Origin of the sequence: Pseudomonas sp. RSB 5.4 (assembly GCF_037126175.1) — a bacterium.
Taxonomy (GTDB): domain Bacteria; phylum Pseudomonadota; class Gammaproteobacteria; order Pseudomonadales; family Pseudomonadaceae; genus Aquipseudomonas; species Aquipseudomonas fluorescens_H.
Genome location: NZ_CP146986.1, coordinates 711,137 through 734,479, shown reverse-complemented (window position 1 = coordinate 734,479; position 23,343 = coordinate 711,137). Strand labels below are relative to the sequence as shown.

20 protein-coding genes are annotated in these 23,343 nt (G+C 60.6%); all 20 read left to right on the top strand.

The window, feature by feature from the left end; genetic code table 11:
• Positions 1 to 30: 30 nt before the first annotated feature.
• The 20 genes from mnmA (at position 31) to nuoN (ending at position 23,310) form a co-directional block, all read left to right on the top strand.
• Positions 31 to 1,155, top strand: a complete 1,125-nt coding sequence (gene mnmA / locus V9L13_RS03120; RefSeq protein ID WP_338801427.1) for a tRNA 2-thiouridine(34) synthase MnmA — start codon at positions 31 to 33, stop codon at positions 1,153 to 1,155.
• Complete coding sequence (gene hflD, locus V9L13_RS03115) at positions 1,152 to 1,775, top strand: high frequency lysogenization protein HflD (RefSeq protein WP_003223824.1); 624 nt, start codon at positions 1,152 to 1,154, stop codon at positions 1,773 to 1,775. Before mnmA ends, hflD begins: the two co-directional genes overlap by 4 nt.
• 127 nt (positions 1,776 to 1,902) lie before the next feature.
• Complete coding sequence (gene purB / locus V9L13_RS03110; protein ID WP_003223822.1) at positions 1,903 to 3,273, top strand: adenylosuccinate lyase; 1,371 nt, start codon at positions 1,903 to 1,905, stop codon at positions 3,271 to 3,273.
• 86 nt (positions 3,274 to 3,359) lie between these two features.
• Positions 3,360 to 4,532, top strand: a complete 1,173-nt coding sequence (locus tag V9L13_RS03105; RefSeq protein WP_003223820.1) for a cupin domain-containing protein — start codon at positions 3,360 to 3,362, stop codon at positions 4,530 to 4,532.
• Positions 4,525 to 4,950 carry a GNAT family N-acetyltransferase gene (locus tag V9L13_RS03100; protein WP_003223818.1) on the top strand — a complete coding sequence of 142 codons (426 nt, stop codon included), beginning with the start codon at positions 4,525 to 4,527 and terminating at the stop codon, positions 4,948 to 4,950. Before V9L13_RS03105 ends, V9L13_RS03100 begins: the two co-directional genes overlap by 8 nt.
• Before the next feature lie 243 nt (positions 4,951 to 5,193).
• Positions 5,194 to 5,931, top strand: coding sequence for a secretin N-terminal domain-containing protein (locus V9L13_RS03095; RefSeq protein ID WP_201138135.1), 738 nt, complete (start codon positions 5,194 to 5,196; stop codon positions 5,929 to 5,931).
• Between the two features lie 473 nt (positions 5,932 to 6,404).
• On the top strand, positions 6,405 to 7,730 hold the full coding sequence (aceA, locus tag V9L13_RS03090) for an isocitrate lyase (protein ID WP_003223815.1): 1,326 nt from the start codon (positions 6,405 to 6,407) through the stop codon (positions 7,728 to 7,730).
• A gap of 643 nt (positions 7,731 to 8,373) precedes the next feature.
• Positions 8,374 to 8,787: an NADH-quinone oxidoreductase subunit A gene (locus tag V9L13_RS03085; protein WP_003223812.1), complete on the top strand. Its 414-nt coding sequence runs from the start codon at positions 8,374 to 8,376 to the stop codon at positions 8,785 to 8,787.
• A 10-nt stretch (positions 8,788 to 8,797) separates the two neighbouring features.
• Complete coding sequence (locus tag V9L13_RS03080) at positions 8,798 to 9,472, top strand: NADH-quinone oxidoreductase subunit B (protein ID WP_003223809.1); 675 nt, start codon at positions 8,798 to 8,800, stop codon at positions 9,470 to 9,472.
• 72 nt (positions 9,473 to 9,544) lie between these two features.
• Entirely contained in the window at positions 9,545 to 11,329 is a 1,785-nt protein-coding gene (gene nuoC, locus V9L13_RS03075) for an NADH-quinone oxidoreductase subunit C/D (protein WP_338801426.1), read from the top strand.
• A gap of 2 nt (positions 11,330 to 11,331) precedes the next feature.
• Complete coding sequence (nuoE, locus tag V9L13_RS03070) at positions 11,332 to 11,829, top strand: NADH-quinone oxidoreductase subunit NuoE (RefSeq protein ID WP_003223804.1); 498 nt, start codon at positions 11,332 to 11,334, stop codon at positions 11,827 to 11,829.
• A complete protein-coding gene (gene nuoF, locus V9L13_RS03065) occupies positions 11,826 to 13,181 on the top strand; it encodes an NADH-quinone oxidoreductase subunit NuoF (RefSeq protein WP_103520971.1) in 1,356 nt (451 codons plus the stop codon). The genes nuoE and nuoF overlap by 4 nt, the downstream gene beginning before the upstream one ends.
• Positions 13,182 to 13,316: 135 nt before the next feature.
• Positions 13,317 to 16,031: an NADH-quinone oxidoreductase subunit NuoG gene (gene nuoG, locus V9L13_RS03060; protein ID WP_338801425.1), complete on the top strand. Its 2,715-nt coding sequence runs from the start codon at positions 13,317 to 13,319 to the stop codon at positions 16,029 to 16,031.
• Complete coding sequence (gene nuoH / locus V9L13_RS03055) at positions 16,028 to 17,035, top strand: NADH-quinone oxidoreductase subunit NuoH (protein ID WP_003223797.1); 1,008 nt, start codon at positions 16,028 to 16,030, stop codon at positions 17,033 to 17,035. Before nuoG ends, nuoH begins: the two co-directional genes overlap by 4 nt.
• A gap of 11 nt (positions 17,036 to 17,046) precedes the next feature.
• Positions 17,047 to 17,595, top strand: a complete 549-nt coding sequence (nuoI, locus tag V9L13_RS03050) for an NADH-quinone oxidoreductase subunit NuoI (RefSeq protein ID WP_003223795.1) — start codon at positions 17,047 to 17,049, stop codon at positions 17,593 to 17,595.
• Positions 17,596 to 17,604: 9 nt separating this feature from the next.
• Complete coding sequence (nuoJ, locus tag V9L13_RS03045) at positions 17,605 to 18,105, top strand: NADH-quinone oxidoreductase subunit J (protein ID WP_003223793.1); 501 nt, start codon at positions 17,605 to 17,607, stop codon at positions 18,103 to 18,105.
• Between the two features lie 3 nt (positions 18,106 to 18,108).
• Positions 18,109 to 18,417, top strand: a complete 309-nt coding sequence (gene nuoK / locus V9L13_RS03040) for an NADH-quinone oxidoreductase subunit NuoK (protein ID WP_003223790.1) — start codon at positions 18,109 to 18,111, stop codon at positions 18,415 to 18,417.
• On the top strand, positions 18,414 to 20,267 hold the full coding sequence (nuoL, locus tag V9L13_RS03035; protein WP_201138137.1) for an NADH-quinone oxidoreductase subunit L: 1,854 nt from the start codon (positions 18,414 to 18,416) through the stop codon (positions 20,265 to 20,267). The genes nuoK and nuoL overlap by 4 nt, the downstream gene beginning before the upstream one ends.
• A gap of 39 nt (positions 20,268 to 20,306) precedes the next feature.
• Positions 20,307 to 21,839, top strand: coding sequence for an NADH-quinone oxidoreductase subunit M (gene nuoM, locus V9L13_RS03030; protein ID WP_338801423.1), 1,533 nt, complete (start codon positions 20,307 to 20,309; stop codon positions 21,837 to 21,839).
• A 7-nt stretch (positions 21,840 to 21,846) separates the two neighbouring features.
• Positions 21,847 to 23,310 (top strand): NADH-quinone oxidoreductase subunit NuoN, encoded by a 1,464-nt coding sequence (gene nuoN / locus V9L13_RS03025; protein WP_338801422.1) that lies wholly within the window; start codon positions 21,847 to 21,849, stop codon positions 23,308 to 23,310.
• Positions 23,311 to 23,343: the final 33 nt, after the last annotated feature.

Below are 23,343 nucleotides of genomic sequence, written 5' to 3'. Positions count from 1 at the left end.
GTCCTTTTTCAAGACACTCATTGAATCCCTATGCGTGATCCAGCCCCTTCTGACACATCCAAGAAGCGCGTCATTGTCGGCATGTCCGGCGGCGTGGACTCTTCCGTTTCCGCTCTCCTGCTGATCGAGCAGGGTTACGAGGTGGAAGGCCTGTTCATGAAGAACTGGGAAGAAGACGACGGAACGGAATACTGCACCGCCATGGACGACCTGGCGGATGCCCAGGCCGTGTGCGACAAGATCGGCATCAAGCTGCACACCGCCAACTTCGCCGCCGAGTACTGGGACAACGTGTTCGAGCACTTCCTGGCCGAATACAAGGCCGGTCGCACGCCGAACCCGGACATCCTGTGCAACCGCGAGATCAAGTTCAAGGCGTTCCTCGACTACGCCATGATGCTTGGCGCCGACCTGATCGCCACCGGCCACTATGTGCGCCGTCGCGACATCGATGGTCGTACCGAACTGCTCAAGGGCCTCGACCCGAACAAGGACCAGAGCTACTTTCTGCACGCTGTCGGCGGCGAACAGATCGCCAAGACCCTGTTCCCGGTCGGTGAACTGGAAAAGCCCGAAGTTCGCGCCATTGCCGAGAAATACGAGCTGGCGACCGCCAAGAAGAAGGATTCCACCGGGATCTGCTTCATCGGCGAGCGACGTTTCAGCGACTTCCTCAAGCAATACCTGCCGGCGCAACCGGGCGAGATCAAGACCACCGAAGGCGAAGTCATCGGCCGTCACCACGGCTTGATGTACCACACCATCGGCCAGCGTCAGGGCCTGGGCATCGGCGGCCTGAAAGATGCCGGCGACGAGCCGTGGTACGTGCTGCGCAAGGATCTGGACACCAACGAGCTGATCGTCGGCCAGGGCAACAACCATCCGTGGCTGTTCTCCAGCGCCCTGCTCGCTTCGGAAATCTATTGGGTCAACCCGATCGACCTGAGCCAGCCGCTGCGCCTCACCGCCAAAGTGCGTTATCGCCAGAGTGATCAGGCCTGCACCCTGGAAAAAACCGTCAGCGGCTACCGCGCCGTGTTCGACGAACCGCAACGCGCAGTGACCCCGGGCCAGTCCGTGGTGTTCTACGACGGTGAAATCTGCCTCGGTGGCGGCGTGATCGAAGTCGCCGAGCCGTGGAGCGGCCAGGCATGAGCCCGACTCAGGAGCAACTGACGGCGCTGGGCGGCGTGTTTCTCGCCGCCGTGCTGGTCGACCGCATTGCCAAGACCGGGCAGACCAGTGAGGCCGGCCTGAGCTGCATGCTCGGCAGCCTGCTGGTGCGCGACCCGAAAGACACACTGGATGTGTACGGTGGCGACGACCTCAATCTGCGCGAGGGTTATCGGGCATTGATCGGCGCTCTCGAGCGCGACCCGAGCACCCTGCAACGCGAACCGCTGCGCTATGCCCTGTCGATGCTCGGCCTGGAACGCCAACTGGCCAAACGTGACGACATGCTCGACACCATTGGCAAGCGCCTGCCGCAGATCCAATCGCAAGTCGAACACTTCGGCCCGGCCCACGAAAACGTGATCGCCGCCTGCGGTGCGCTGTATCAGGACACCCTGAGCACACTGCGCCAGCGGATTCAGGTACATGGCGACATGCGCAACCTGCAGCAACCGAGCAACGCCTCGAAGATCCGCGCCCTGCTGCTGGCCGGCATCCGTTCGGCACGCCTGTGGCGACAGCTCGGCGGGCACCGCTGGCAGTTGGTGATCAGCCGGCGCAAGCTGCTCAAAGAGCTGTATCCGTTGATGCGCAGCGAGTAAATCGTCGCGCAATAAAAGTTTTGTAGTCTGTAGCGCGTAATACGCCGGTCAGTTGGCAACGGACCGGCGGATTTTTTCATGTATGATACGCGCCCCATTTCGTTGCCCGACTGTCCGAGAACACCCCATGCAGCTCTCTTCGCTCACTGCGGTTTCCCCTGTTGACGGCCGCTACGCCGGCAAAACCCAGGCCCTGCGCCCGATTTTCAGCGAGTACGGCCTGATCCGTGCCCGCGTCCTGGTTGAAGTGCGCTGGCTCCAGCGCCTGGCCGCCCACGCCGGCATCCCGGAAGTGCCAGCCTTCTCCGCCGAGGCCAACGCCGTTCTCAATGAACTGGCTGAAAACTTCTCGCTGGAGCACGCCGAGCGCGTCAAAGAGATCGAGCGCACCACCAACCACGACGTCAAGGCGATCGAATACCTGCTCAAGGAGCAGGCGGCCAAGCTGCCGGAGCTGGCCAAGGTCAGCGAATTCATCCACTTTGCCTGCACCAGCGAAGACATCAACAACCTGTCCCACGCCCTGATGCTGCGCGAAGGCCGTGACGACGTGATGCTGCCGCTGATGCGCCAGACCGCCAACGCCATCCGCGAACTGGCGATCCGTTTCGCCGACGTGCCGATGCTGTCGCGCACCCACGGTCAGCCGGCCTCGCCGACCACCTTGGGCAAAGAACTGGCGAACGTGGTTTACCGTCTCGAGCGTCAGATCGCTCAAGTCGCTGCCGTGCCGCTGCTGGGCAAGATCAACGGTGCCGTGGGCAACTACAACGCGCACCTGTCGGCCTACCCGCAGATCGACTGGGAAGCCAACGCCCGCGCCTTCATCGAAGACGAGCTGGGCCTGGGCTTCAACCCGTACACCACGCAGATCGAACCGCACGACTACATCGCCGAGCTGTTCGACGCGATCGCACGCTTCAACACCATCCTGATCGACTTCGACCGTGACATCTGGGGCTACATCTCCCTGGGTTACTTCAAGCAGCGCACCATCGCTGGCGAAATCGGTTCGTCGACCATGCCGCACAAGGTCAACCCGATCGACTTCGAAAACTCCGAAGGCAACCTGGGCATCGCCAACGCACTGTTCCAGCACCTGGCGAGCAAACTGCCGATCTCCCGCTGGCAGCGCGACCTGACCGACTCCACCGTACTGCGCAACCTCGGTGTGGGCTTCGCTCACAGCGTGATCGCCTACGAAGCCAGCCTCAAAGGCATCAGCAAACTGGAGCTCAACGAGCAGAAGATTGCTGCTGACCTCGACGCCTGCTGGGAAGTGCTGGCCGAGCCGATCCAGACTGTGATGCGCCGCTACAACATCGAAAACCCGTACGAAAAGCTGAAAGAACTGACCCGCGGCAAGGGCATCAGCCCGGAAGCGCTGCAGACTTTCATCGACGGCCTGGACATGCCAGCCGAAGCGAAAGCCGAGCTGAAACAGCTGACTCCGGCCAACTACATCGGCAACGCTGTGGCGCAAGCCAAACGCATCTGATTCACCGCTTGACCCGTTTGAGACGCCCGGCCGCGCCGGGCGTTTTTATTCCCGTCTGAAAAATGCTTTTTTTCAATAGGTTACACATGAATCCTGATACTCCTCTTCAACTTCTGGGCGGTCTCACGGCGCGCGAATTCATGCGCGATTACTGGCAGAAAAAGCCGCTGCTGATCCGTCAGGCCATTCCTGACTTCGAAAGCCCGATCGACGCCGATGAACTGGCCGGCCTGGCCCTGGAAGAAGAGGTCGAGTCGCGCCTGGTGATCGAGCACGGCGAGCGTCCGTGGGAGCTGCGTCGCGGCCCGTTCGCCGAAGACGAATTCAGCAAACTGCCGGAAAAAGAGTGGACGCTGCTGGTTCAGGCCGTTGATCAATTCGTCCCGGAAGTCAGCGAGCTGCTGGAAAACTTCCGCTTCCTGCCGAGCTGGCGCGTCGATGACGTAATGATCAGCTTCGCCGCCCCGGGTGGCAGCGTTGGTCCGCACTTCGACAACTACGACGTGTTCCTGCTGCAAGGCCACGGCCAGCGCAACTGGAAGATCGGCCAGATGTGCGACTCCGAGAGCCCGCTGCTGCAACACGCGGATCTGCGCATTCTCGCCGAATTCCACGAGACCGAAGAGTGGGTGCTGGAACCGGGCGACATGCTCTACCTGCCGCCGCGCCTGGCTCACTGCGGTGTCGCCGTGGACAACTGCATGACCTACTCGGTCGGCTTCCGCGCCCCAAGCGCCTCGGAAGTGCTGACCCACTTCACCGATTTCCTCAGCCAGTTCCTGACTGACGAAGAACGCTACACCGACGCCGATGCGAAACCGGTCAGCGATGATCCACATCAGATCCAGCACGACGCACTCGGCCGCCTGAAAAGCCTGCTCGCCGAGCACATGAGCGACGAGCGCCTGCTGCTGACCTGGTTCGGCCAGTACATGACCGAGCCGCGCTACCCGGAACTGGTGGTTGGCCCGGAAGACGTTGAAGAAGATGACTTCCTCAATGCCCTGCAAGACGGCGCGGTGCTGATCCGCAACCCGAGTGCGCGCCTGGCCTGGTCGGAAGTCGATGACGACCTGCTGCTGTTCGCCAGCGGCCAGAGCCGTTACCTGCCGGGCAAGCTGCGCGAGCTGCTGAAGATGATCTGCGCCGCCGATGCGCTGCACGTCGACAACCTCGGCGAGTGGCTGAACGACGAAGACGGTCGCGGCCTGCTGTGCGAGCTGGTCAAACAAGGCAGCCTGGGATTTGCCGATGAATAAGATTCGCGTACGTGTCGCAGACTGGCAAAAGGACAACGCCGAGATCCGGCGCATTCGTGAAACGGTGTTCATCGCCGAACAATCGGTGCCACCCGAGCTTGAATGGGACGCCGATGACGCGACCGCCGTGCATTTTCTGGCGTTCGAAGGCGACTTTCCGATCGGCACCGCCCGCCTGCTGCCCGACGGGCACATTGGCCGGGTTTCGGTGCTGAAGGACTGGCGCGGCATGAAGGTAGGCGATGCGCTGATGCAAGCGGTCATCGCTGAAGCCGAAGCCCGTGGCCTGCAGCAGCAGATGCTCAGCGCCCAGGTACAGGCCACGGCGTTCTATGAGCGTTTGGGCTTCAGCCTGGTCAGCGAGGAATTCCTTGAAGCCGGGATTCCGCATGTCGATATGGTTCGCCATTCGGCCTGAGACCGCGGCGCGGCTTTCGCGAGCAAGGTCGCTCCCACAGTTGATCTGCATTAGACACAGATTGTGTGTCAGACAGAGATTCAATGTGGGAGCGAGCTTGCTCGCGAAGAGGCCAGCAAAAACACCACAAAACGCCCCGACATCAACCGATGCCGGGGCGTTTTGCTGTCTACGATTCAACTTGCCCCACCCCGGGCCGACAAACTGGCAATATCAAGCCTTTCGAAAGCGGAGATAACGGACATGTCCCTACGCACCCTGCTCACCACCCTGCTGCTCGGCTGCAGCCTGTCGGTGATGGCAGCCACAGAAATCGTGCCTCTCAAGTACCGCACCAGTGCCGACATGCTGCCGATGGCGCAGGACTTCATCGGCAAGGACGGCCAGGTCAGCGCCTACGGCAACCAACTGATCATCAAGGCTGAGCCTGACAAGATCCAGGAAGTCAAAGCGCTGATCACCCAGCTCGACACTGCACCCAAGCGCCTGCTGATCACGGTCGACACCAACGAAAACAACCAACAGAACACTGGCGATCAACAAACCCGGATCATCAACTACAGCACCGCCAGCCGTGATGGCGGCATCCAGCAGATTCAGGCCAGCGAGGGCGCGCCGGCGCTGATCCAGGTCGGCCAGAGCGTGCCGATCACCAGCAGCCAGAGCAATTCCTACGGCGATTACAGCAGCCAGACGCAATATCGCAACGTCACCCAGGGTTTCTACGTGACAGCCAGCGTCACCGGCGACATCGTTCATCTGGCGATCAGCACCAATCGTGACCGAATGAGCCAGGAACGTCCCGATGTAGTGAACGTGCAAAGTACCGACACAACCGTCAGCGGACGCTTGGGCGAATGGATCACCCTGGCCGGGGTGAACCGCGAAACCCAGGCCGACAAACAGGGCGCGACCCGCAGCTACTCGACTCAAGGCCGGGATGACATGACGCTGCGGGTCAAAGTCGATTCCCTGGACTAAAGCACCGAAAACTGACTGATTAGTCGTATTAGACGAAAGATGTAGTGCTTGAAAAAAAGCACTACAAAACGTTTGACGGACCAAAAAAGCGAAGGCATGATGGCCTCGCTCCCGCTAATCAGAGGCCCTGGCAAGGGCCTTCGAAGCGATGTTCGCACCTACCCCGCGAACCGCTTCGTGTCTGTACCGCCCACAAGGTGTGTTTGACGAGGTTGTCGACTGGAACGAAGTTGTCCCGAGGGACGGAAGCGTTATTAGGTAACCCGGCACCACACTGATGTTCGTACCAAGGCCCACGACGCCTGAATGCGCCCGCAGTCCGCCTTTACCTGCTCACTTCCCCTCGAGCCCATCGTTCATCCCGTCGCCTCCCCCGCCGAATCCGACTTGACCACCTAAGCTTCTGGTCAGCGAGCGCAGGAATTTTCCACCGCAGAACAACTTTTCATAAAGACGCGACGAGGTTTATCTCCATGGCACTGACACGCGAACAGCAAATTGCAGCCCTTGAAAAAGACTGGGCTGAAAACCCGCGCTGGAAAGGCGTGACTCGCACTTACTCCGCTGCTGACGTCGTCCGTCTGCGTGGCTCGGTTCAACCTGAGCACACTTTCGCGAAAATGGGCGCCGAGAAGCTGTGGAACCTGGTGACCCAGGGTGCCAAGCCGTCCTTCCGCCCAGAGAAAGATTTCGTCAACTGCATGGGCGCCCTGACCGGCGGCCAGGCTGTTCAGCAGGTCAAGGCCGGTATCCAGGCGATCTACCTGTCGGGCTGGCAGGTGGCTGCGGACAACAACTCCGCAGAATCGATGTACCCGGACCAGTCGCTGTACCCGGTGGACTCGGTGCCAACCGTGGTCAAGCGCATCAACAACTCGTTCCGTCGTGCCGACCAGATCCAGTGGAAAGCCGGCAAGAATCCGGGCGACGAAGGCTACATCGACTACTTCGCACCAATCGTGGCTGACGCTGAAGCCGGTTTCGGCGGCGTGCTGAATGCCTACGAGCTGATGAAGAGCATGATCGAAGCAGGCGCCGCCGGCGTTCACTTCGAAGACCAACTGGCTTCCGTGAAGAAATGCGGCCACATGGGCGGCAAGGTACTGGTTCCGACTCAGGAAGCGGTACAGAAGCTGACCGCTGCTCGTCTGGCGGCTGACGTTGCCGGTACGCCGACCATCATCCTGGCCCGCACCGACGCCAACGCGGCTGACCTGCTGACTTCGGACTGCGACCCGTACGACCAGCCATTCGTGACTGGCGAACGTACTCAGGAAGGTTTCTACAAGGTTCGTGCCGGCCTGGATCAGGCAATCGCCCGTGGTCTGGCTTACGCGCCTTACGCCGACCTGATCTGGTGCGAAACCGCCAAGCCGGATCTGGAAGAAGCCCGTCGCTTCGCTGAAGCGATCAAGAAGGAATACCCGGACCAACTGCTGTCGTACAACTGCTCGCCTTCCTTCAACTGGAAGAAAAACCTGGACGACGCGACCATCGCCAAGTTCCAGCGCGAACTGTCCGCCATGGGTTACAAGCACCAGTTCATCACCCTGGCCGGCATTCACAACATGTGGCACAGCATGTTCAACCTGGCGCACGACTACGCCCGCAACGACATGACTGCCTACGTGAAGCTGCAGGAGCAGGAATTCGCTGACGCCGCCAAGGGTTACACCTTCGTGGCTCACCAGCAGGAAGTGGGCACCGGCTACTTCGACGACATGACCACCGTGATTCAGGGTGGCTCGTCCTCGGTGACCGCGCTGACCGGTTCGACCGAAGAAGAACAGTTCCACTGATTCGGCTTCGCTGAGCAAACGGCCTTTGCGGATCGGATGGAAAGCTAACCGCAAAGCCGCAAGACTGACGCCCCGACTGGTTCGGGGCGTTTTTTTTGCCTGCCGATTTCCCAAAGACCACAATCCCCCTGTAGGAGTGAGCCTGCTCGCGATAGCGGTGGGTCAGTCAATGCAGGTGCTAGCTGACAAACCGCTATCGCGAGCAGGCTCACTCCTACAGGGATCGACGTCGCCCGGACAAAAACATTGATCCAGAGCGGTATGAACGCCAGAAAAATCAGCTAAAACTGGCGCCACCGCTACTTGCAGTAACAGGCATATAAGACAACTTCCTGATTACTGCACCGCTAAACAGTTACAAAACCACTCCAAACGATATTAATTATCATTTAGCGACAACTATGTTCGTTACATTTCCTACAAAACATAATTGGCAGAATCCCGGCTAATGCCCGCAACGCATGGCCTGCAGGGCATTGGAGGTGCGCTATGTCCTTATTCCAATAAATAATTTCGCTATAGGAATTTTACTTGCCGGGTGTTTAGCCATAAAATCAGCGCGATTGATTGCTGCGACATATCGTCACTGCCTTATTTCTTTATCAAGCTCAGAGACCTTTGCTCTCTGTTAAGGATTACCAGCATGCCCGAAGCGACAGGACTCATGGCCCACAACTGGGGCTTTGCCATTTTCCTTCTGGGTGTAGTCGGCCTGTGTGCCTTCATGCTCGGCGTCTCCAGCCTCCTCGGGTCAAAAGCCTGGGGCCGCAGCAAAAACGAACCGTTCGAGTCCGGCATGCTACCTACCGGTGGCGCCCGCTTGCGGCTCTCAGCCAAATTCTATCTGGTCGCGATGCTGTTCGTGATCTTCGATATCGAAGCCCTCTTTCTCTTTGCATGGTCTGTGTCCGTCCGCGAAAGCGGCTGGACCGGATTCGTCGAAGCTCTCGTTTTCATAGCAATTCTGTTGGCAGGTCTTGTCTACCTGTTCCGAGTGGGCGCCCTTGACTGGGCTCCGGAAGCTCGTCGCAAGCGGCAGGCGAAGCTGAAACAATGAGGCTTTGGCAATGCAATACAATCTCACCAGAATCGACCCCGATGCTCCTAACGAGCAGTATCCGATTGGCGAACGGGAAACCGTTTCCGATCCGTTAGAGGATCAAGTTCACAAAAACATTTTCATGGGCAAGCTCGAAGACGTGCTGAGTGGCGCGGTCAACTGGGGGCGTAAAAACTCCCTGTGGCCGTACAACTTCGGCCTTTCGTGCTGCTACGTGGAAATGACCACCGCCTTCACGGCGCCCCACGACATCGCGCGCTTTGGCGCCGAAGTGATCCGGGCATCACCGCGTCAGGCCGACTTCATGGTTATCGCCGGTACCTGCTTCATCAAGATGGCGCCGATCATTCAGCGTCTCTACGAGCAGATGCTCGAGCCGAAGTGGGTTATCTCCATGGGTTCGTGCGCCAACTCCGGTGGCATGTACGACATCTACTCCGTGGTTCAAGGGGTGGACAAGTTCCTGCCCGTGGACGTCTACGTACCTGGCTGCCCGCCTCGTCCAGAAGCATTCCTTCAAGGCTTGATGCTGTTGCAGGAATCGATTGGACAGGAGCGTCGTCCGCTTTCCTGGGTCGTTGGCGACCAAGGCGTTTATCGCGCCGACATGCCTTCGCAAAAGGAACAGCGCCGCGAACAGCGAATCGCAGTCACCAACCTGCGCAGCCCTGACGAAGTCTGATCCAGTCTGTTCTTACAAAGAAACGAGAAGCTGGCTTCATTCTTTACGTTGACCGAAAGCGAAAAAATAACCATGACTACAGGCAGCGCTCTGTACATCCCGCCTTATAAGGCAGACGACCAGGATGTGGTCGTCGAATTGAACAACCGTTTTGGCGCCGAAGCGTTCACCGCTCAGTCGACCCGCACCGGTATGCCGGTGCTGTGGGTGGCGCGCGCCAGACTTGTCGAAGTCCTGACCTTCCTGCGCAACCTGCCCAAGCCGTACGTCATGCTCTATGACCTGCACGGCGTGGACGAGCGTCTGCGCACCAAGCGTCAAGGGCTGCCATCGGGCGCCGACTTCACCGTGTTCTATCACCTCATGTCGCTTGAGCGTAATAGTGACGTGATGATCAAAGTCGCTTTGTCCGAAAGCGACCTGAGCTTGCCGACCGTCACCAGCATCTGGCCGAACGCCAACTGGTACGAGCGTGAAGTCTGGGACATGTTCGGCATCGACTTCAAAGGCCACCCGCACCTGTCGCGCATCATGATGCCGCCGACCTGGGAAGGTCACCCGCTGCGCAAGGACTTCCCGGCGCGCGCCACCGAATTCGATCCGTTCAGCCTCAACCTCGCCAAGCAGCAGCTTGAGGAAGAAGCCGCGCGCTTCCGTCCTGAAGACTGGGGCATGAAGCGTTCCGGGGCCAACGAGGACTACATGTTCCTCAACCTGGGCCCGAACCACCCTTCGGCGCACGGTGCGTTCCGCATCATTCTGCAACTCGATGGCGAAGAGATCGTCGACTGCGTACCGGACATCGGTTACCACCACCGTGGCGCCGAGAAGATGGCCGAGCGTCAGTCCTGGCACAGCTTCATCCCGTACACCGACCGTATCGACTACCTCGGCGGCGTGATGAACAACCTGCCGTACGTGCTCTCGGTCGAGAAACTGGCCGGCATCAAGGTCCCGGAGAAGGTCGACGTCATCCGCATCATGATGGCCGAGTTCTTCCGGATCACCAGCCACCTGCTGTTCCTGGGGACCTACATCCAGGACGTCGGCGCCATGACCCCGGTGTTCTTCACCTTCACCGACCGCCAGAAGGCGTACACGGTGATCGAAGCCATTACCGGTTTCCGTCTGCACCCGGCCTGGTACCGCATCGGTGGCGTCGCCCACGACCTGCCGCGCGGCTGGGACAAACTGGTGAAAGACTTCGTTGAATGGCTGCCAAAACGCCTCGACGAATACACCAAGGCGGCCCTGCAGAACAGCATCCTCAAAGGTCGGACCATCGGCGTCGCGCAGTACAACACCAAAGAAGCCCTGGAATGGGGTGTCACCGGTGCCGGCCTGCGTTCGACCGGTTGCGACTTCGACCTGCGTAAAGCGCGTCCGTACTCCGGCTACGAGAACTTCGAGTTCGAAGTACCGCTGGCCGCCAACGGCGATGCCTACGATCGCTGCATGGTCCGCGTCGAAGAGATGCGCCAGAGCATCAAGATCATCGACCAGTGCCTGCGCAACATGCCGGAAGGCCCGTACAAGGCGGATCACCCGCTGACCACGCCGCCGCCGAAAGAGCGCACGCTGCAGCACATCGAAACCCTGATCACGCACTTCCTGCAAGTTTCGTGGGGCCCGGTCATGCCGGCCAACGAATCCTTCCAGATGATCGAAGCGACCAAGGGCATCAACAGTTATTACCTGACGAGCGACGGCGGCACCATGAGCTACCGTACCCGGATCCGCACTCCGAGCTTCCCGCATCTGCAACAGATCCCTTCGGTGATCAAAGGCAGCATGGTCGCGGACTTGATTGCGTACCTGGGTAGTATCGACTTCGTTATGGCCGACGTGGACCGCTAAGCATGAACAGCACGCTTATCCAGACAGACCGTTTCACCTTGAGTGAAACCGAGCGCTCGGCCATCGAGCACGAGTTGCATCACTACGAAGACCCGCGCGCGGCGTCGATCGAAGCCCTGAAGATCGTTCAGAAAGAACGCGGCTGGGTGCCGGATGGCGCCCTGTACGCGATCGGCGAGATCCTCGGCATCCCGGCCAGCGACGTTGAAGGCGTGGCGACGTTTTACAGCCAGATCTTCCGTCAGCCGGTCGGCCGCCACATCATTCGCGTCTGCGACAGCATGGTCTGCTACATCGGCGGCCACGAGTCGGTGGTCAGCGAAATCCAGAACAATCTGGGCATCGGCCTGGGTCAGACCACCGCCGACGGTCGTTTCACCCTGCTGCCTGTCTGCTGCCTCGGCAACTGCGACAAGGCACCGGCGCTGATGATCGACGACGACACCTTTGGCGACGTGCAGCCTGCCGGCGTGGCCAAACTGCTCGAGGGCTACGTATGACCCTGACATCTTTCGGTCCTGCCAACCGCATCAAGCGTTCGGCCGAGACTCACCCGCTGACCTGGCGTCTGCGTGACGACGGCGAAGCCGTGTGGCTCGACGAATACCAGGCCAAGAACGGTTACGCCGCTGCGCGCAAAGCCTTCGCAGACATGGCTCAGGACGACATCGTCCAGACCGTGAAAGACGCCGGCCTCAAAGGTCGCGGCGGTGCAGGCTTCCCCACTGGCGTGAAGTGGGGCCTGATGCCCAAGGACGAATCCATCAACATCCGCTACCTGCTGTGCAACGCGGATGAAATGGAACCGAACACCTGGAAAGACCGCATGCTGATGGAGCAACTGCCCCATCTGCTGATCGAAGGCATGCTGATCAGTGCCCGCGCTCTGAAAACCTACCGTGGCTACATCTTCCTGCGTGGCGAGTACACCACCGCCGCCAAGCACCTCAACCGTGCCGTGGAAGAAGCCAAGGCGGCAGGTCTGCTGGGCAAGAACATTCTGGGCAGCGGCTTCGATTTCGAGCTGTTCGTGCACACCGGCGCCGGGCGTTACATCTGCGGTGAAGAAACCGCACTGATCAACTCCCTCGAAGGCCGCCGCGCCAACCCGCGCTCCAAGCCGCCCTTCCCTGCCGCCGTTGGCGTGTGGGGCAAGCCGACCTGCGTAAACAACGTTGAAACCCTGTGCAACGTGCCGGCGATCATTGCCGACGGCGTTGACTGGTACAAATCGTTGGCCCGCGAAGGCAGCGAAGACATGGGCACCAAGCTCATGGGCTTCTCCGGCAAGGTCAAGAACCCTGGCCTGTGGGAACTGCCATTCGGCGTCACCGCTCGCGAGCTGTTCGAAGACTACGCCGGCGGCATGCGCGACGGTTACAAGCTCAAGGCCTGGCAGCCAGGTGGCGCCGGTACCGGTTTCCTGTTGCCGGAACACCTCGACGCACAAATGTACGCCGGCGGCATCGCCAAAGTGGGTACCCGAATGGGTACCGGCCTGGCGATGGCGGTGGACGACAGCGTCAACATGGTTTCCCTGCTGCGCAACATGGAGCAGTTCTTCGCTCGCGAATCCTGCGGTTTCTGCACCCCGTGCCGTGATGGCTTGCCATGGAGCGTCAAGCTCTTGATGGCCATCGAAGAAGGCCGCGGTCAGCCAGGCGACATCGAGACCCTGCTGGGTCTGGTCGGCTTCCTCGGCCCAGGCAAGACCTTCTGTGCTCACGCACCGGGTGCCGTGGAGCCGTTGGGCAGTGCCATCAAATACTTCCGTCCAGAGTTCGAAGCCGGTATCGCGCCTGCAAGCGCCGCCGTCCCGCCTCTGGCAAGGCCGATCACAGTCGGCGCGTAAACGCTTAAAAGGCGAAGGGTCCGTGCCCTTCGCCTTTCGTCCGATGACGCCTTTCGGGGCTGACTGGATTCGGACGGATAACAAGATTCCATTAGCCACGCCCGCTGACACCGGGCCAACGAAGACCTTTGAACCATGGCCACTATCCACGTAGACGGCAAAGCGCTCGAAGTCGACGGGGCAGACAACCTGTTACAGGCATGTCTGTCGCTGGGCCTCGACATCCCTTATTTCTGCTGGCACCCCGCGCTTGGTAGCGTCGGGGCCTGCCGCCAGTGCGCGGTCAAGCAGTACACCGACGAGAACGACACCCGTGGTCGCATCGTCATGTCCTGCATGACCCCTGCCACCGACAACACCTGGATCTCCATCGACGATGAAGAATCCAAGGCGTTCCGCGCCAGTGTTGTCGAATGGCTGATGACCAACCACCCGCACGACTGCCCTGTGTGCGAAGAAGGCGGTCACTGCCACCTGCAAGACATGACGGTGATGACCGGCCACAACGAGCGCCGTTATCGTTTCACCAAGCGCACCCACCAGAACCAGCAACTGGGCCCGTTCATTTCCCACGAAATGAACCGCTGCATCGCCTGCTACCGCTGTGTGCGTTTCTACAAGGACTACGCCGGCGGCACCGACCTCGGTGTATTCGGCGCCCACGACAACGTGTACTTCGGTCGCGTTGAAGACGGCACCCTCGAAAGCGAATTCTCCGGCAACCTCACCGAGGTCTGCCCGACCGGTGTGTTCACCGACAAGACTCACTCCGAGCGCTACAACCGTAAATGGGACATGCAGTTCTCGCCGAGCATCTGCCATGGCTGCTCCAGCGGTTGCAACATATCCCCGGGCGAGCGTTACGGCGAACTGCGTCGCATCGAAAACCGCTTCAACGGTTCGGTGAACCAGTACTTCCTGTGCGACCGTGGCCGTTTCGGTTATGGCTACGTCAACCGCACCGACCGTCCACGTCAGCCAATGCTGGCCGACGGCACCAAGCTGGGTCTGGATCAGGCGCTGGACAAGGCGGCCGATCTGCTGCGCGGGCGCAACATCGTCGGTATCGGTTCGCCACGTGCCAGCCTCGAAAGCAACTACGCGCTGCGTGAACTGGTCGGCGCCGAGCACTTCTACTCCGGTATCGAGGCCTCCGAACTGGAGCGCATCCGTCTGGTCCTGCAAGTGCTCAAAGACAGCCCGCTGCCCGTGCCGAACATGCGCGACATCGAAGACCACGACGCCGTTTTCGTCCTCGGTGAAGACCTGACCCAGACCGCCGCCCGTATGGCGCTGTCCCTGCGTCAGTCGGTCAAGGGCAAAGCTGAAGACATGGCCGAAGCCATGCGCGTGCAGCCGTGGCTCGACGCTGCGGTGAAGAACATCGGTCAGCACGAACTGAACCCGCTGTTCATCGCCAGCCTGGCCGAAACCAAGCTCGACGACATCGCTGAAGAATGCGTTCACGCCGCTCCCGACGATCTGGCGCGCATCGGTTTCGCCGTGGCCCACGCGCTGGACGCCAGCGCCCCTGCCGTTGAAGGTCTGGACGCGGAAGCCCAGGAACTGGCCAAGCGCATTGCTGATGCCCTGCTCGCGGCCAAACGTCCGCTGATCATCGCCGGTACTTCGCTGGGCTCCAAAGCCTTGATCGAAGCGGCGGCGAACATCGCCAAAGCCCTGAAGCTGCGCGAGAAGAACGGTTCGATCAGCCTGATCGTGCCGGAAGCCAACAGCCTTGGCCTGGCCATGCTCGGTGGCGAATCGGTCGACGCGGCGCTGCAAGCCGTGATCGATGGCAAGGCCGACGCCATCGTCGTGCTGGAAAACGATCTGTACACCCGCACCTCGAAAGCCAAGGTCGATGCCGCGCTGAACGCTGCGAAAGTAGTGATCGTTGCCGACCACCAGAAGACCGCCACCACTGACCGCGCGCAACTGGTGCTGCCAGCGGCGAGCTTTGCTGAAGGCGACGGTACGCTGGTCAGCCAGGAAGGTCGCGCCCAGCGCTTCTTCCAGGTTTTCGATCCGCAATACATGGATGCGAGCATTCTGGTTCACGAAGGCTGGCGCTGGCTGCACGCCCTGCGCTCGACCCTGCTGAACCAGCCGATCGACTGGACGCAACTCGACCACGTCACCGCTGCCGTGGCGTCGAGCACCGAGCAACTGGCGCGCATCGTCGACGCCGCACCGTCTGCCGCGTTCCGCATCAAGGGTCTGAAACTGGCGCGTGAGCCGCTGCGTTATTCCGGTCGCACCGCGATGCGCGCCGACATCAGCGTTCACGAACCGCGTACCCCGCAAGACAAAGACACCGCGTTTGCCTTCTCCATGGAAGGTTACTCGGGCTCGGCCGAACCGCGTCAGCAGGTGCCGTTTGCATGGTCGCCGGGCTGGAACTCGCCGCAAGCCTGGAACAAGTTCCAGGACGAAGTCGGTGGTCACCTGCGTGCTGGCGACCCGGGCACCCGCCTGATCGAAAGCGCCGGCGATTCGCTGAACTGGTTCGCCGCTGCTCCGCGCGCCTTCAACCCGGCGCCGGGCACCTGGCAAGCCGTGCCGTTCTACCACCTGTTCGGCAGCGACGAAAACTCGTCGAAAGCCGCGCCGGTGCAGGAACGCATCCCGGCTCCGTACGTGGCTCTGGCCAAATCCGAAGCGGATCGCCTGGGCGTCAACGACGGTGCTCTGCTGAGCCTGAACGTGGCCGGCCAGACCCTGCGTCTGCCGCTGCGCATCAATGAAGAACTGGGCGCTGGTCTGGTGGCCTTGCCTGCGGGCATCGCCGGCATTCCACCGGCATTCGCCGGCCTGTCCGTCGACAGTCTGCAGGAGGCAGCGCAATGACCTGGTTCACCCCTGAAGTGATCGATGTGATCCTGACGGTCATCAAAGCCATCGTGATTCTGCTGGCCGTCGTGGTCGCGGGCGCGTTGCTCAGCTTTGTCGAACGTCGCCTGCTGGGCTGGTGGCAGGACCGTTATGGTCCGAACCGCGTTGGCCCGTTCGGCATGTTCCAGATCGCCGCCGACATGCTGAAGATGTTCTTCAAGGAAGACTGGACCCCGCCGTTTGCCGACAAGGTGATCTTCACCCTGGCACCGGTGGTGGCCATGTCCGCCCTGCTGATCGCGTTCGCGATCATCCCGATCACCCCGACCTGGGGCGTGGCGGATCTGAACATCGGCCTGCTGTTCTTCTTCGCCATGGCCGGTCTGTCGGTCTACGCGGTGCTGTTCGCCGGCTGGTCGAGCAACAACAAGTTCGCCCTGCTCGGCAGCTTGCGTGCCTCGGCGCAGACCGTGTCCTACGAAGTGTTCATGGGCCTGTCCCTGATGGGCATCGTGGTGCAGGTCGGCTCGTTCAACATGCGCGACATCGTCGAGTACCAGGCGCAGAACCTGTGGTTCATCATTCCGCAGTTCTTCGGCTTCTGTACCTTCTTCATCGCTGGCGTCGCCGTGACTCACCGTCACCCGTTCGACCAGCCGGAAGCGGAACAGGAACTGGCCGACGGTTACCACATTGAATACGCCGGTATGAAATGGGGCATGTTCTTCGTCGGTGAATACATCGGCATCATCCTGATCTCGGCGCTGCTGGTCACCCTGTTCTTCGGTGGCTGGCACGGTCCGTTCGGCATCCTGCCGCAACTGTCCTTCGTCTGGTTCGCACTGAAGACCGCGTTCTTCATCATGCTGTTCATCCTGCTGCGCGCTTCCATCCCGCGTCCGCGTTATGACCAGGTGATGGATTTCAGCTGGAAATTCTGCCTGCCACTGACCCTGATCAATTTGCTGATAACCGCTGCGGTTGTGTTGTGGAACACACCTGCGGTTGCGGTTCAGTGAGGATTTGACCCATGTTCAAATATATTGGCGACATCGTTAAGGGTACCGGTACCCAGTTGCGCAGCCTGGTCATGGTCTTCGGCCATGGCTTCCGCAAGCGCGACACCCTGCAATACCCGGAAGAGCCGGTCTACCTGCCGCCACGCTACCGTGGTCGCATCGTCCTGACCCGTGACCCCGATGGCGAAGAACGTTGCGTAGCCTGCAACCTGTGCGCCGTGGCGTGCCCGGTAGGTTGCATCTCGCTGCAGAAAGCTGAAACCGAAGACGGTCGCTGGTACCCGGACTTCTTCCGTATCAACTTCTCGCGCTGCATTTTCTGCGGTCTCTGCGAGGAAGCCTGTCCGACCACCGCAATCCAGCTGACCCCGGATTTCGAGATGGCCGAGTTCAAACGTCAGGACCTGGTGTACGAGAAAGAAGATCTGCTGATCTCCGGCCCCGGCAAAAACCCTGATTACAACTTCTATCGTGTTGCAGGTATGGCAATCGCTGGCAAGCCGAAAGGCTCTGCGCAGAACGAAGCCGAACCGATCAACGTGAAGAGCTTGCTGCCTTAAGGAAGAACGATGGAATTCGCTTTCTATTTCGCATCGGGTATCGCGGTGGTGTCCACGCTTCGTGTGGTCACCAACACCAACCCTGTGCACGCCCTGCTCTACCTGATCATCTCGTTGATCGCCGTGGCCATGACCTTCTTCGCACTCGGCGCACCGTTCGCCGGCGTGCTGGAAGTGATCGCCTACGCCGGCGCCATCATGGTGCTGTTCGTGTTTGTGGTGATGATGCTGAACCTGGGTCCTGCCTCGGTTCAGCAGGAACGCACCTGGCTTAAGCCCGGTATCTGGGCCGGGCCGGTGATTCTCGCCGCCCTGCTGCTGGCCGAACTGCTGTATGTGCTGTTCGCTCACCAGAGCGGTCAGGCCATCGGCCACACCACCGTCGATGCAAAAGCCGTGGGCGTCAGCCTGTTCGGTCCGTATCTGCTGGTGGTCGAACTCGCCTCGATGCTGCTGCTCGCCGCAGCCGTCACGGCGTTCCATTTGGGCCGTAACGAGGCGAAGGAGTAAGACATGCCTGCTATCCCTCTCGAACATGGTTTAGCCGTCGCCGGCATCCTGTTCTGCCTTGGTCTGGTCGGCCTGATGGTCCGCCGCAACATTTTGTTCGTGTTGATGAGTCTGGAAGTGATGATGAACGCCTCTGCCCTGGCCTTCATCGTTGCAGGCGCCCGTTGGGGCCAACCGGATGGACAGATCATGTTCATCCTGGTGATCAGCCTGGCAGCCGCCGAGGCCAGTATTGGCCTGGCGATCCTGCTGCAACTGTATCGCCGCTTCCACACGCTCGATATCGACGCTGCCAGTGAGATGCGCGGATGAACCTAATCTTTCTGACTTTCGTATTCCCTCTGATCGGTTTCCTGCTGCTGTCGTTCTCCCGTGGACGCTGGTCGGAAAACCTCTCGGCGCTGATCGGCGTGGGTTCCATTGGCTTGTCGGCGATTGTCGCCGCCTACGTCATCTGGCAATTCAACGTCGCGCCTCCCGAGGGCGGTCACTACACCCTGGTCCTGTGGAAGTGGATGGCGGTCGAAGGCTTCAAGCCTGACTTCGCCCTCTACATCGACGGCCTGTCGATCACCATGCTCGGCGTGGTGGTGGGCGTGGGTTTCCTGATCCACCTGTTCGCGTCCTGGTACATGCGCGGCGAAGCGGGTTACTCGCGCTTCTTCTCGTACACCAACCTGTTTATCGCCAGCATGCTGTTCCTGGTGCTCGGCGATAACCTGTTGTTCCTGTACTTCGGCTGGGAAGGCGTGGGTCTGTGCTCGTACCTGTTGATCGGTTTCTACTACAGCAACCGCAACAACGGTAACGCCGCACTCAAGGCCTTCATCGTGACCCGGATCGGCGACGTGTTCATGGCCATCGGCCTGTTCATCCTGTTCCAGCAAGTGGGCACATTGAACATTCAGGAACTGCTGGTGTTGGCACCGCAGAAATTCCAGGTCGGCGACTTCTGGATCACCCTGGCGACCTTGATGCTGCTGGGTGGTGCGGTCGGTAAATCGGCGCAACTGCCACTGCAAACCTGGCTTGCGGACGCAATGGCCGGTCCGACCCCGGTGTCGGCACTGATCCACGCTGCAACCATGGTGACCGCCGGTGTCTACCTGATCGCCCGTACCCACGGTCTGTTCACCCTGGCGCCGGAAATCCTGCACCTGGTCGGCATCGTCGGTGGTGTGACGCTGGTTCTGGCGGGTTTCGCCGCACTGGTACAAACCGACATCAAACGCATCCTCGCCTACTCGACCATGAGCCAGATCGGCTACATGTTCCTGGCGCTGGGCGTTGGTGCCTGGGATGGCGCGATTTTCCACCTGATGACCCACGCCTTCTTCAAGGCCCTGCTGTTCCTTGCGTCCGGTGCGGTGATCGTTGCCTGCCACCACGAGCAGAACATCTTCAAGATGGGCGGTCTGTGGAAAAAACTGCCACTGGCCTACGCCAGCTTCATCGTCGGTGGTGCTGCACTGGCCGCCCTGCCACTGGTCACCGCAGGCTTCTACTCCAAGGACGAAATCCTTTGGGAAGCGTTCGCCAGCGGCAACCACGGTCTGCTCTACGCAGGTCTGGTCGGCGCGTTCATGACTTCGCTGTACACCTTCCGCCTGATCTTCATCACGTTCCACGGTGAAGCCAAGACTGAAGCCCACGCCGGTCACGGCATCGCTCACTGGCTGCCACTGTCGGTACTGATCGTGCTGTCGACCTTCATCGGCGCCATGATCGTTCCACCGCTGCACGGCGTACTGCCTGAGAGCGTTGGCCATGCCGGTGGCGAAGCCAAGCACAGTCTGGAAATCGCTTCGGGCGCCATCGCCCTGGCCGGTATCCTGCTGGCGGCCCTGCTGTTCCTCGGCAAGCGTCGCTTCGTGACGGCGATCGCCAACAGCGGCATCGGCCGTTTCCTTTCGGCCTGGTGGTTCGCTGCCTGGGGCTTCGACTGGATTTACGACAAACTGTTCGTCAAGCCGTACCTTGCGATCAGCCATGTACTGCGCAGAGACCCGCTCGACCAGACCATCGGTCTGATCCCGCGTATGGCCAAAGGCGGTCACACCGCCCTGAGCCGCACCGAGACCGGTCAACTGCGTTGGTATGCCGCCTCGATGGCTGCTGGTGCCGTGCTGGTAATCGGCGCCATCGTGCTGGTAGCGGTCTGATATGAACCTTGCGAATTTGCGAAAGGAAACGAGCCCGTCATGATTCTGCCTTGGCTAATCCTGATCCCCTTCATCGGCGGCCTGCTGTGCTGGATGGGTGAGCGCTTCGGCGCTACCCTCCCCCGCTGGATTGCGCTGTTGACCATGACCCTGGAACTCGCCCTCGGCCTCTGGCTGTGGGCCCACGGTGACTATTCATTTGCTCCGGCGCCTGGCGCCGATCCGACCTGGGCGCTCGAGTTCAAGCACGTCTGGATCCAGCGCTTCGGCATCAACGTGCACTTGGCCCTCGACGGCCTGTCGCTGTTGATGATCCTGCTGACCGGCCTGCTGGGTATCCTCTCGGTACTCTGCTCGTGGAAAGAGATTCAACGTCACGTTGGCTTCTTCCACCTGAACCTGATGTGGATCCTGGGCGGCGTTATCGGCGTGTTCCTCGCCCTCGACCTGTTCATGTTCTTCTTCTTCTGGGAAATGATGCTGGTGCCGATGTACTTTCTCATCGCGCTCTGGGGTCACAGTTCTTCGGACGGCAAGAAAACCCGGATCTACGCAGCGACCAAGTTCTTCATCTTCACTCAGGCTTCCGGCCTGATCATGCTGGTGGCGATCCTCGGTCTGGTGCTGGTCAACTTCAACAACACCGGCGTGATTACCTTCAACTACGCCGACCTGTTGAAGACCAAGATGTCGATGACCACCGAGTACATCCTGATGCTCGGCTTCTTCATCGCCTTCGCGGTCAAGCTGCCAGTCGTACCGTTCCACTCGTGGTTGCCTGATGCCCACGCCCAGGCGCCGACTGCCGGTTCCGTCGACCTCGCCGGTATCCTGCTGAAAACCGCGGCTTACGGTCTGCTGCGTTTCGCCCTGCCGCTGTTCCCGAATGCTTCGGCCGAGTTCGCGCCGATCGCCATGACCCTCGGTCTGATCGGGATCTTCTACGGTGCGTTCCTCGCTTTCGCGCAAACCGACATCAAGCGTCTGATCGCCTTCTCGTCCGTTTCCCACATGGGCTTCGTACTGATCGGCATCTACTCCGGCAGCCAACTGGCGCTGCAGGGTGCCGTGATCCAGATGCTGGCGCACGGTCTGTCAGCCGCGGCACTGTTTATTCTCAGCGGTCAGCTGTACGAGCGTCTGCACACCCGTGACATGCGTGAGATGGGCGGTCTGTGGTCGCGTATCGCTTACCTGCCGGCGATCAGCCTGTTCTTCGCCGCCGCCTCGCTGGGCCTGCCGGGTACCGGTAACTTCGTCGGCGAGTTCCTGATCCTGATCGGTACGTTCGCCAGTGCGCCATGGATCACCGCGATTGCCACCTCCGGTCTGGTGTTCGGTTCGGTCTACTCGCTGATCATGATCCACCGTGCCTACTTCGGTCCGTCGAAATCGGATTCGATCCTGCACGGCATGGACGGTCGCGAACTGATCATGGTGCTGGGCCTTGCGGTGCTGCTGGTTTACCTCGGCGTCTACCCGCAACCGTTCCTCGACACTTCCGCCGCCACGATGCATGGCGTGCAGCAGTGGCTCGGCACCGCCTTCACTCAACTCGCTTCGGCCCGGTAAGAGCGCTATGGAATTCACGATTCAACACTTTATTGCGCTTGCGCCACTGTTGATCACCAGCCTCACCATTATCGTGGTGATGCTGGCAATCGCCTGGCGCCGCAACCACTCGCAGACCTTCCTGATCTCGGTCGCCGGTCTGAACCTGGCCTTGCTGTCGATCCTGCCAGCCCTGAAAGTCGCGCCTCTGGCCGTGACGCCACTGCTGCAAGTCGACACCTTCGCCTGCCTGTATATGGCGCTGATCCTGGTCGCCACCCTCGCCTGTGTAACCCTCGCCCACGCCTACCTCGGCGATGGCGGTTCGGGTTACCCGGGCAACCGTGAAGAACTGTACCTGCTGATCCTGATGGCCGCCGCCGGTGGTCTGGTTCTGGTCAGCGCGCAGCACCTGGCCGGGCTGTTCATCGGTCTGGAACTGCTGTCGGTACCGGTCTACGGTCTGGTGGCTTATGCCTTCTTCAACAAGCGTTCGCTGGAAGCCGGCATCAAGTACATGGTGCTGTCGGCGGCCGGTTCCGCGTTCCTGTTGTTCGGTATGGCCCTGCTCTACGCTGACGCCGGCACCCTGAGCTTCAACGGTATCGGTCAGGCCCTGGCTACCACCAACCTGCCGAGCTCGCTGGCGCAGTTGGGTCTGGGCATGATGCTGATCGGTCTGGCGTTCAAGCTGTCGCTGGTACCGTTCCACCTGTGGACCCCGGATGTCTACGAAGGTGCTCCGGCACCAGTCGCCGCGTTCCTCGCCACGGCGTCGAAGGTTGCCGTGTTCGCGGTGATGGTGCGTCTGTTCCAGATCTCCCCTGCTGCCAGCAGTGGCGTGCTGAGCGACGTGCTGAGCGTGATCGCCATCGCTTCGATCCTGTTCGGTAACCTGCTGGCCCTGACCCAGAGCAACCTCAAGCGTCTGCTCGGTTACTCGTCCATTGCGCACTTCGGCTACCTGCTGATTGCCTTGGTGGCGAGCAAGGGTCTGGCGGTGGAAGCCATCGGCGTGTACCTGGTCACCTACGTGATCACCAGCCTCGGCGCATTCGGCGTGATCACTCTGATGTCTTCGCCGTACAACGGCCGTGACGCCGACGCGCTGTACGAGTACCGCGGCCTGTTCTGGCGCCGTCCGTACCTGACCGCCGTACTGACCGTGATGATGCTGTCCTTGGCCGGTATCCCGCTGACTGCCGGCTTCATCGGCAAGTTCTACATCATCGCTACCGGCGTCGAGTCGCACCAATGGTGGCTGGTCGGTTCGCTGGTACTGGGCAGCGCCATCGGCGTGTTCTACTACCTGCGCGTGATGGTCACCCTGTACCTGATCGAACCGAACCTGCGCCGCCACGACGCCCAGCTGCACTGGGAACAGAAGGCTGGCGGCGTAATGCTGCTGGCCATCGCCCTGGTCGCTTTCTTCCTGGGTGTGTACCCGCAGCCATTGCTGACTCTGGTTCAGCAGGCGGGTCTGACGGGCTGATATTCGGCTGGCTGGAAACGGAAACGGCACCTT